This is a genomic window from Streptomyces sp. RP5T (genome assembly GCF_003933965.1).
In the GTDB taxonomy this organism is placed as follows: domain Bacteria; phylum Actinomycetota; class Actinomycetes; order Streptomycetales; family Streptomycetaceae; genus Streptomyces.
The window spans coordinates 20,191-30,601 of record NZ_RSAJ01000038.1; the positions used below are offsets into that span (position 1 = coordinate 20,191).

General features: G+C 65.5%; 8 protein-coding genes and 3 pseudogenes. 5 read left to right on the top strand and 6 right to left on the bottom strand.

Translation table 11 applies throughout. The annotated features are described in order from the left end of the window. Positions 1–333: 333 nt before the first annotated feature. Positions 334–1,524 (bottom strand): IS110 family transposase, encoded by a 1,191-nt coding sequence (locus EHS43_RS06750; RefSeq protein WP_125189617.1) that lies wholly within the window; start codon positions 1,522–1,524, stop codon positions 334–336. Between the two features lie 420 nt (positions 1,525–1,944). Beyond that, positions 1,945–3,054, bottom strand: coding sequence for a hypothetical protein (locus EHS43_RS06755; RefSeq protein ID WP_125189618.1), 1,110 nt, complete (start codon positions 3,052–3,054; stop codon positions 1,945–1,947). Between the two features lie 781 nt (positions 3,055–3,835). On the opposite strand from EHS43_RS06755, the pseudogene EHS43_RS47485 reads away from it, so the two are divergent. The 5 genes and pseudogenes from EHS43_RS47485 to EHS43_RS06790 all read left to right on the top strand — a co-directional run. Continuing rightward, a pseudogene (locus EHS43_RS47485) lies at positions 3,836–4,674 on the top strand (IS3 family transposase); the annotation flags it as partial. A gap of 112 nt (positions 4,675–4,786) precedes the next feature. Continuing rightward, positions 4,787–5,095: pseudogene (locus EHS43_RS06775) on the top strand (integrase core domain-containing protein); the annotation flags it as partial. A 318-nt stretch (positions 5,096–5,413) separates the two neighbouring features. Continuing rightward, the gene (locus EHS43_RS06780; protein WP_125189622.1) at positions 5,414–5,752 is read left to right on the top strand and encodes a hypothetical protein; all 339 of its coding nucleotides are present in this window, start codon (positions 5,414–5,416) and stop codon (positions 5,750–5,752) included. Between the two features lie 364 nt (positions 5,753–6,116). Then, entirely contained in the window at positions 6,117–6,323 is a 207-nt protein-coding gene (locus EHS43_RS06785) for a hypothetical protein (RefSeq protein WP_125189623.1), read from the top strand. Continuing rightward, the gene (locus EHS43_RS06790; RefSeq protein WP_125189624.1) at positions 6,320–6,703 is read left to right on the top strand and encodes a hypothetical protein; all 384 of its coding nucleotides are present in this window, start codon (positions 6,320–6,322) and stop codon (positions 6,701–6,703) included. The genes EHS43_RS06785 and EHS43_RS06790 overlap by 4 nt, the downstream gene beginning before the upstream one ends. Before the next feature lie 758 nt (positions 6,704–7,461). On the opposite strand, the gene EHS43_RS06795 is transcribed toward EHS43_RS06790, so the two are convergent. The 4 genes and pseudogenes from EHS43_RS06795 to EHS43_RS06810 all read right to left on the bottom strand — a co-directional run. Next, entirely contained in the window at positions 7,462–7,878 is a 417-nt protein-coding gene (locus EHS43_RS06795) for a hypothetical protein (RefSeq protein WP_125189625.1), read from the bottom strand. A gap of 88 nt (positions 7,879–7,966) precedes the next feature. Beyond that, on the bottom strand, positions 7,967–8,113 hold the full coding sequence (locus tag EHS43_RS46250; RefSeq protein ID WP_185806139.1) for a hypothetical protein: 147 nt from the start codon (positions 8,111–8,113) through the stop codon (positions 7,967–7,969). A gap of 465 nt (positions 8,114–8,578) precedes the next feature. Further along, positions 8,579–8,773 carry a hypothetical protein gene (locus tag EHS43_RS06800; protein ID WP_125189626.1) on the bottom strand — a complete coding sequence of 65 codons (195 nt, stop codon included), beginning with the start codon at positions 8,771–8,773 and terminating at the stop codon, positions 8,579–8,581. Positions 8,774–9,649: 876 nt separating this feature from the next. Beyond that, positions 9,650–10,063, bottom strand: a pseudogene (locus tag EHS43_RS06810) (transposase family protein); the annotation flags it as partial. Between the last annotated feature and the right edge of the window lie 348 nt (positions 10,064–10,411).

A 10,411-nucleotide genomic window follows, 5' to 3' on the forward strand; every position in this document is an offset into this window, starting at 1 on the left:
TCACACGAACGCGGGATGGTCTGCTTTTGGGTACTTGCACCCTTTTTGTTTGGGGAGGCGTACACCTCTTCAACGGCCCCGGCATCTCGGCGGTTCAGTGAGCTGTTTTCACCCTGAGGACGTGCAGGTCATCAAGGTGAGCACGGCGCGGAGCGTGTACCGATGCGGCGAGTGAAGCAGCGCGCCCGCTGAGGGAGGAGCCAGGATTCAGTTGGGTGAAGGCGCGATCGCCTGGACCCCTCAGCCGGACATGGCCGGCGTTGAACTGCTGGTCGGGCTGTTTTGGCTGTGGTGGTGGTAGGGGGTGCGGACAGTGATTCCTAATGCTGTCTGTCAAGCCGCGTGCGCGGTGGGTGGCACGAGTTCGTAGGTCCGTTCGTCGCGCAGGAGGGCCCACAGGACGTTGACGCGGCGGCGGGCCAGGGCGAGGACGGCCTGGATGTGACGCTTGCCTTCGGCTCGCTTGCGTTCGTAAAACCGGCGGGACTCATCGCAGTGGCGGATGCTGAACAAGGCAGAGATGTAGAAGACGCGTTGGAGTCTGCGGTTGTAGCGTCGTGGCCGGCGAAGATTGCCGCTGATCTTGCCGGAGTCGCGGGGAACAGGTGCGACGCCACCGAAGCCGGCGAGGCGGTCTGCGGTGCCGAAGGCGGTCATGTCGCCGCCGGTCGCGGCCAGGAACTCGGCGCCGAGGATGACCCCCTGGCCGGGCATGCTGGTGATCACTTCGAAGTCTCGATGTTCGCGAAAACGGGCCTCGATCGCCTTGTCGAGCTCGGCGATCTGTTGGTTGAGGGCCGTCACTTCCTGCGCGAGTGTGTGCACCATCTGAGCGGTGAGTTTCTCGCCGGGCAGGCTGGTGTGCTGGCGTCCGGCAGCCTCCAGAGCGGTTTCGGCGAGCAGGTCGGCGCGCAGGACCTTGCGGTTGCGCAGCCAGGTCTCGAGCCGCTTTTTGCCTGTCCGGCGCAGGGAGGCTGGGGTCTGGTAGCCGGTCAGCAGCATGAGCGGGCCGGTGTTGGTGAGGTCCAGTGCCCGCTCCAGGGCCGGGAAGATGCCGGTCAGTTGGGCGCGGAGCCGGTTGACGGTGCGGGTGCGGTCGGCGACCAGGTCCGTTCGACGGCCGGTGAGGATCTTGAGGTCGGTGACAGTGTCGTCGTCGGCACGTAAGAGGTGCAGGTCGCGTCGGATGCGGGCCTGGTCCGCGATGACAGCTGCGTCCTTGGCGTCGGTCTTGCCCTCGCCGCGGTAGCTCTCCGAGGCGCGGTGGATGGCCCGGCCGGAGATGTAGTGCACCGGCTGAGCGTGGTTGAACAGGAGCGTGATGACCAGAGCGGCCCCGCCGTCGGCCAGGTCAATGCCCCAGGCCACCTCATCTCCCAAGGCCAGGACGTCAGTGAGGAGTTCGAGAAGTTCGGGTTCGTCGTTGGCGACGCGTCGGGACAGCAGCCGGTGGCCACTCTCGTCGATCGCGACGCAGTGATGATGGGTCTTGCCTGCATCGATGCCGGCCCAGATCATGGCCATGTGGTGCCTCCGTGCGGTGTGCTGCGGGCGCTTCCCGACGGACGACCTCGCTGTCGATTCCCTACTCAGCGATCATTCGCAATTCCTAATTGGCAGCCGAGTCGTCGTGGGGCGCTGGGCGGCCAATCACTGAAAGCCACATACGGCAGAGCGTTTTGAACCACACCCGGCGCCCCTGGGCGGGTCAACCGTACGAGGGGCTCACCACATCCCGCAGAACAACGTAGGGAGCCTTTTCCAACCTGGCGTCTGCGCAGCTCAGACCCCTTGTCGCGCATGCGACACGCCACAGGGAACGCTCGACTGAGCTGCCCTTCTGATGCTCACCCCCCCCCTGCGCGTTGGGTGCTCCGGAACGATCCAGCTCGCCGGGCCTTGCCAGGTTGGAAAGGACTCAATGACGCACCAGAGCCCTGTTCCTCACCGCCCCCGCTTCGTGCCGTGGACGATCTGAGACGGCTGGGACTGGGCGGCCCCTTGATAGCTGTCCGCCCCCTGAAAGGGCTGCACACTGGGACCAAGCTGACTGTACGCGTACTTCGGATCGAAGACAGGTTGCGAGGGCTGACCATACTGCTGCGGGGCCTGCTGAACAAAGAATGGCTGCGAGGACGGACCAGCCGACTCCTGCAATGCAGACACCCGCGTCGCGTAGTCAGCCCATACACCTGCCTCATCCTTCTCTTTTATCCTACTTACGATGTCACTGACCCCAGTGCGCTTAACTTTTGCTCGATCAATCCATGTCTTGCCGTCACGCTGGGTTAGAGGGACAGAGTTTCCGCGCAGTACAGGAATTTCGCCAGCCAATAGCGGACGTTGCTGTGCATTTTCACCGAGACGGTACAGGCGATTCACGGTCGTCTTCGCCCAGTTTGGCACCGCCCAGTTTGCGGTGTTGTTTCGGTCATCTATTTTCGACGCCGGTACGTTTCTGGCAGCAATGACGCCCTCTCGGTACAGGATTTCCATGATCTGTGCACTTTTCTCACCCTTCTCATTTTTGGCCCGTCCGCTATCCCATGGAGTGTCAGAGGCGATGTTCAGGCGGCCCTGCCGTTTTTCTGATCTGCGAATTCCGATACCGTGATCTATCAGCGCCCATGCCACTGCCGGGCCGATGGGATGATCATCAACGCTTTTGTATTTCAGCATTAACCTGGCCCTGATCGACCACTCGGGCTCCCTTTCCCCTTCTGGCCTTTTATTGTTTGCGCCTCTATTTATAACGGTTGGAATGTGCCCGTCTGTTACGTCTCGTTCTTCGTAGAGCCTGTAGATCAATCCGGCTTCTTGTAAATCCTCGGGGCTTGTCCAATTTGCGAGCTGCTCGTCATTCAGAATGCTCGGGTGGATGTGCAGGCCCAGCTGGTCTAGTTCATGCACGGGGAGGCCCGCCCGGTCCAGCGCTTCCGCTGTGTTTTTCTCGACTCCGGGATTGGCAGGGTTGAGATAGCTGTGCAATACCTCCCCGAGCGGCACATTCTTAATCTCCGGAGTGAATGGCGGGGCCTCGTAGGAGATGGTCACTACCAAATCGCGGTCCGGCATCCCTCGTCGGGTCATATCATCACCAGCCTCCAACGGAGGGAAGTGGTTTTCATGATTCCGGCTGGCCCATTCAGTGTACGCTTGTGCAATATCAAGGTCGGAGTATCGATGCTGGTAGGGGTCAAATTGACTTGGCATGGAATCCTCTATCTATATCGGAAAGTTGACAGTTTTCTGGTGTCGTGGGCTTCCCGTGCCCCCGTCGACACCTGGGCCCACCGCGGCGACACCGCAGGAACAATTCAATGAAACCGGCCTCCCGCATCTCGCACTACGCGAAAGGCGCCGGAAAGGTTCACCTCGTTCTTCACTGAGCATTTTTAACCACCCCATACCGGTAGTTCGTTAAATTCGGCGGTGGTGTGGGTTGGCGACGGGTCGAGTTGGTCGTAGGCCGGTGGTAGGAGCCAACTGGCTTGCTGGGGGTGGAAGATGACTGCTCGCCGTCCGTGTCCGCCCGCGCCGGGACCGTAGGAGGACTACGCGGTCCGGTTCGACGACCTCTTCTTCAGCCTGGCCCAGCGGCGAGGGTTTCGTGAGTGAGACTTTGCCAACTTGATCTGTGAGTCGGACAGTTGGGTCGACAGATGAGTGAAGCCCCTGGTAGACGGGTTCACGACCAAGATCACCCGGTACCACCAGAGGCTTCGTGTGCTTGTCTACCCGTGCGGGCTGGACGTGTCCAGTCGATCCCGGGCCTTGACCCCTGATCTTGGACGCACGAGACACTGGATCCTGAGGATCTGAGAACGGACATCTCGTGGTCATGAAGAACTATCCGCCGCAGTTCAAGGCGGACGCGGTCGGGCTGTACCAGTCGCGGCCCGATGCGACGATCCGGCAGGTCGCTGCCGATCTGGGGATCAACCCCGAGACCCTGCGGAACTGGGTGCGGGCAGCCGGCGTGAGCCAGCCGCGGGGACGCCGGGCAGAGACGCCGGCCGAGCCACCGACACCGCTGGAAGCGGAGAACGCAGCTCTGCGCCAGAAGGTCCGTGAGCTGGAGGAGGAACGCGAGATCCTGCGCAAGGCGGCGAAGTATTTCGCCGGGGAGACGCGCTGGTGAACCGCTTCCAGTTCGTTGCCGACCACCACCGCCGCTACGGCGTGAAGCGGCTGTGCACCATCCTGGGCATCGCCCGCTCCAGCTTCTACTACTGGCGTGCGACGGCCGCGGACCGGGCCGCCCGGCAGGCGGCCGACGCCCACCTCGCCACCCGGATACGAGCCGTGCACCACGAATCGGGCGGCACCTACGGCGTCGCCAGGATCACCGCCGAACTCCGCGATGAGGGTGAGCGCATCAACCACAAGCGGATTGCGCGGGTGATGCGGAGCATCGGCCTGGCAGGACTGCGGCTGCGTCGCAGACACCGCACCACGATCCCGGACCCGGCCGCGGCGAAGGCCCCGGACCTGATCGGCCGCGACTTCACGGCAAGCGAGCCGAACACGAAGTACGTCGGCGACATCACCTATCTCCCGATGGACGGCGGAAAGTTCCTCTACCTGGCCACCGTCATCGACCTCGCCTCACGGCGCCTGGCCGGCTGGGCCATCGCGGACCACATGCGCACCGGCCTCGTCACCGACGCCCTGGCCATCAACAACCGGCCCCGCAAAGTCCTCGGCTGGAAGACCCCGGCGGAGGTGTTCGAGGAACAGCTACGCTCGCTACAACAGCCCGGTGTTGCAACCACCAGTTGAACTCGCCCAGTACACAAGTTTCCGGCTCGCTGAGCATCTGGAGGCTGCCGGCATCGCCGCCTCCATCGGATCGGTCGGCGACGCCTACGACAACGCCCTGATGGAGAGCACGATCGGCCTGTTCAAGACCGAGGTGATCAAGCCCCAGCGGCCGTGGAAGACGCTGTCCGAAGTCGAACTCGCCACCGCCGAGTACGTCGACTGGTACAACCACCGACGACTCCACGGTGGAATAGGCCACATCCCACCCGTCGAATACGAGACCAACTACTACCTCGCAACCACGAAACCCCAGGTCACAACCAACAACTGAGATCTCTACCGAACCCGGAACGGTTCAGAGTCTTCATCTGGCTGGTCCGTGACCGGCCGGCAGGGTTGGCGTCGGTCGCCTCGTCGTAGTCGTGACTTGTGACAAAAGTGGCCCCCACGGGTGCCCTGCCTATGAACTGTCCGACTGCGCCGGGCGGTCGGCGCCCACCCGGCCCACCTCGGTAGCCTGATAAGAAGCCTGCCCGGCCCCCAGGGGGCCGGGCCCCGTCACAGTTCTGCCTCGAAGTGACCTCTCCCGGGCACGGCGCCGGCCCGCAGCGACCGGGACCACCGTCTCACGGAGAGGAACCCCGATCGCGTGAACACCATTGTCGCCCACACGCATTCGTTCGTCATCAGCGTCGACACCCACGCCGAAACGCACACCCACGCCATACCCGCCGCCAATGGTGAACACCTGGGCACGAAGGCATTCCCCAACACCCACGCCGGCAGGGCCCGAGCCATCAGCTGGGCCGGACGCCGCACCGGTGGAGACCTCGGTGCTCTGTGGGTGATCGAGGATGCGGGCAGTTACGAAGCCCAGATTGCCCGCCAACGGCACATCCCGGCTACCACGTGGTTGAAGCCGCCAGAATGGGCCGCGCCGCCTGCCGCGGCATCGGCAAATCCGACCCGATCGACGCCCGGCGCATAGCCGCTGCCGTGCTTCCGCTCCCCGAAAAACAGCTGCGCTCTCCGCGAACGGACGAGGGGGTGCGGGCGGCAGCACAGATCCTCCTCACCTGCCGGGACGAACTCACCAGCGAGCGGACCAGGGCCGTGAACGCCTTCCCGGAGGCCGCCTCGTGGCCTCGCCGCGGTCCGGTCGGCCGGGCTGTTTGCCAAACCGCAGTGCTTGGACACTTGGACGATTCGAGTGCCGTCTCGCCCTGTACAGGAAGGGCACGGGCTTCACGAGGTGCGAGGCGAGCCGCTCCAGCAGCAGTCCGCGCTCTCCCTCGGATCTGTTTTACATGATTTGGTACCTTGAGCGGCACCTAAGAAGGTACCTTGGGAGTATGCCTGCACTCAATGTGGAATTCAGCGAAGAAGAGATGGCGCGCCTGCGCACACGGGCGGCTTTGACGGGCCGGAGCCTGAAGCAGCATGTGCACGACGTGACGGTGGAGGAGGCTGACAGGCTCGCCTTCATCGAGGGAGCGGTTGCCGAGGCCGCCCGGATCCTGCCCGGCGTCGCGGCTCGTTTCCCTGAAGGCCAGCGGTGAGCCAGATCATCCGGGTCAATGTCGGCTGGGTGCTGCAGATCCAGTCGGCGATCTCCCCGTTGAACGTGCCCATCGCCGACTGGGGCGCCCTGGGGTTCATGGCCGACCGGCACACGTTCGAACGGGAGCGCGGTGTCCTCTACTACGAGGAGGCTGCCTCCCGGGCCGCGACTTTTCTGCACACCGCACTGCTGCTTCGTCCCTTCGCCGACTACAACCTGGTCATCGGTTGGGCCTGCGCCAGCCAGTACATGTACGTCTCCGGCCAGCCGCTGCAGGCCAAGGACGACGAGTTGTTCGAGCTCGCCCAGGGCGTCCGCGCTCAGCAAGCCGACCTGCGCATGATCGCGCAGCGGCTGGGGTCCTGGCGCAGCGAGTGAAGCCAACTGGCACTCTCCCGTCATTCCTCGGGTCTATGAGTGCCTCGGATCGCTGTGCCGATCGCCACGGTCTTCACTCCGAGTAGGGTTGTAGGGCTCCCCGAGTTCCCCGGCAACATCAGCCACGGCGGGCGAGTGCATCACCTGCCCGCCAACGCGCTCACGTAACCGATGGCTTCTGCGGGCGGGAACACCAGGCAGTCTCTGCCGCAGCGTCCGCGCAACGTGTCTCCGTCCGCGTGCAGCGGTGGCTGTGCGGAGTGCATCGTGCAGGTCCGCGATGCGCACCGACAGCGCCCGTAACCGCCGCCAGCGGTCGGCCTCCCGCTCTCTGCATGCGCGGAGACGACGCCGATCTGATCCAGTACCCCGTCGACGCGGTCGCCCAGGTACGATCCGTTGCCGAGCAACAAGCTATCGCGCTTCCGGGCCCGTACGACGATTCCAGACTGCCAGTAGACGATCGACACCTGCTCGTGCTCTTCGCCACTGCTGATAGTCGAACCGCAACTGCTCTGACGCCAGCAAGAGCGCATCATGGCTGCCGGGGTGGCGCGCTCGGCGACGAGTCGGCGTCCGCCAGCCGCGGGGTGTGCTCGTCCGTGTCAGGACAACTACAGGTCCGCAGCCAGCCGTTCGCAAGCGTCGGGCGGGCCGGGGCCGTCGGCGGAGAGGCGCGGGAGGCGATCGCGGCCAGCAGCAGGCCAGCTGCCTCCACTCCCCCGCCGGCGGCCAGTTCGGCCCACAAGAAAGCCGGGTCACCGAGGAGGCCCGGTCAAGAGCGCGGCCGCTATGCGGGCGGTGGCGCCGTGCGCCGGACCGGAGTCCGGATCGCGCAGAGTGGCGAGGAGCCCGACGCGTTCGAGGGCAACGAGGATCTGGCTGTCGTACGGCGCAGCCAGGACCCAATCGGCCACGGGCGGCCGGGGGTGAGTATGTACAGCACAGCTGCGGTGGGTGGCGGCGAACGCGGGGGCGTACCGGTGCAGGGCGGGCAGGCATACCCCAATCACAATGGTTATCGCGTCCTGGTCCCCGTGCGCGGCGAGCGCGCCGGTCATCGTCTCCAGGACATCGGCGGGCAACTCCCCCTTGCGTGCGGGACCGTTGGACGACGTACTCCAGCAGGCACCCCACCGCACCGACGGATCTGAGCCCCGCATCTCGGCGGCCATGTTCTCTCCCCCGCTTTCGCCGGAGCTCCGTCCCCGGCGGGAAGGGGGCCATCCTCGGCCTCCCCGCCGTCCGCGGTGAGCTCGGCAGTCAGGGCAGGGCACGTGGGTGGGCCAGGTCGGTGTCCTCCTGACCACCGGCAAGCGGAGCGTCGGTATGCCACGCGGTGGTGATCAGGTCGAACAGCACATGGTTGGCGAAGGACCCCGCAGGCTGTTCCTCGCAGGCTGCGGCCATGGGGCCGGTAAGGCGAAGGCAGCCCGCCAGGACGGTCGGCGAGGACGGCGGCGGTCAGGAGGACACCGTCCTGGCCCATCCGCGTGCCCTGCCCTGACTACCGAGCTCACCGCGGACGGCGAGGAGGCTGCGCCGAGGTAGCACGCGCCGAGCTCCGCCGGTTTCGAGGCGTCGAGGACGGCCGCGATGCCGCCCGTCCAGGCGGCCGGGGCGGGGCCATCCGCGCTGGCACCGGCGCTTCTGAACGCGGCGGCGTGGCCTCCATCTACCCGCGCGCCACGGCCGCTCGGCCAGGTCCTCGGCACCCGACACAGTGGAAGACTGGTACGGCTGCCCCACGGGAGCGGTACGCGGACCCTTCGGGCCGCCGGAAGGAGGCGCACCGCGTCCGGTACCGCCTCGCACTCGGCCAACAGCCGTGCGCACAGCACCGGCGACCAGTCCCACAGCCACGAGGCGAGCGGCTCAGCCTGACCCTCCCCCGACGGCGCCGTCGGGGGGCACCTCCTCCACCGAGGCGGCCGACGACGGGGCGCCGAGCACCGTGCACAACTCCATCTCCCCATACGCGACGTGCCTGGACAGGCAGGAGTCGAACGCCAGGTCGAGGGTGGCCGGCTCTGGCGCGGGCCCGGCGACCAGCAAGCGGGGGTCGAGCACAGGGCTGCTCCCACCACTCCTGAACCGTCCACCCCACCCTCAGTCGTCCCTACGTTGTTGATCGGGCTGGGGGCGGTGGTCGGGCGGCAAGGCCGGCCGTGGTGTTGTGCTGGGGTATGCATTGTCGGAGCTGATCGTCAATGAGGCGGGCGAGGTTCGCAGGGAGCCCTCTCAGCATCACGTCCGCTGATGATCACCCGTCAGTTCTGCATCGAAAGTGGTCCACAGCGACGCCCGTCGCTGAAAACGCGTTCCCAGCAAAGTGCGCGCCGGTGCGGCACCCAGCATTGAGCGGTTTCGCGTCAAAGGGATGTCTTTCAGCCGGTCTCGGACGAAGAAAGAACCCACCGACGGTCACTACCGTAGTTCCGGGCGGATGGGGATCAGAGACGCGACTGCTGTCTGCCGGGCCACGCACCACGGAAGACAGCAATTCGCCTCCCTCCACCCGGGTATCGGCACCCCTGGCCGCAACCCGCACGCCGTGGCCCGGCATCTTGCCGCTCCCCCGCCAGCCGGGCCACGGCATCAGCATGAAGAGGACCCCGCTGACCCAAGGCGGAATCTCAGGTGAACAGGGACTGGAGGATCCTTCTACGGCCGTCTGTACGGCTGGCCGTGGGATGTCGAAGTCTGCGACGTTGCCCGCGTCACGGGACAGAACGAAGGGACCCCCAAGTGCCTGAGGTGAACATCGAGTTCGGCAAGTACGGTGCCGGCAGCAAAGACCCGAGACCGTCGGCCGACAACTGGCCGCGCTGGTCAGCTGTGTCGCCACCCCCGTGTGCGCCCAACGTGGCCCCCTGGCACGCCTGCACTACCTCACCCGCACCGGCGACGCCCGCACTGCGCGGGTCACCGGATGCCGTGTTTCTAGTGTTTCTGCGAGTAGTACGGCTGATCGGCGCGGACGCGGTCGGTGGGGATCAGCGTGCCGTCAACGATGACGTGGTCGCCCTCACCGAGGCCGGTGAGGGTTTCGTGGAGAGGCCTGGGGCCCAGGACGCCAGCACCTCCAGGGCCTCGTCCACATAGCGCCAGGCGGTGGCCTGCGATAGCGCGAACCCGGCCCCAAACTGGGCGAACGTCTCGTTCTTACGCAGGTGGACCAACGTGAGCAGTGCCTGGTCGAAGCAGCCCGGCTTCCGCCAGCGGGCGTTACACGCCCGGCGGTGTTCGTATAACAGCCAGGCAACATGCTCAACGAGCTCACGCGGGACGTCGAGCGCGGCAGGACACGAAAACCCAACAGGGCCCCTCGGTCGCCGGTGTGCTGAATGGAATCACCACACCAACGACGAGGGGCCCTGCCTCGTCACCACACCCGCTGACCAGCCCGTTTCACCCGCCAGCACAGGATGGAAGAGGCTCAGTGAGCCTCTCCAGATCGGCCATCAATCGGGTGACGCAGCTGAGACGTCAATCGCCATCATGGTGTTCGATCCTGCTGATGAACCGTGACGTCAACGGCGGATCCGCCTTCACACTCCCGGGATGTAGTCGAAACTCAGTGAGCCTCTTTCATCCTGTGCTGGCGGGTGAAATGGGCTGGTCAGTGGCTGTGGTGACGAGGCAGGGCCCCTCGTCGTTGGCGTGGTGATTCCACTCAGCACACCGGCGACCGAAGGGGCCCTGTTG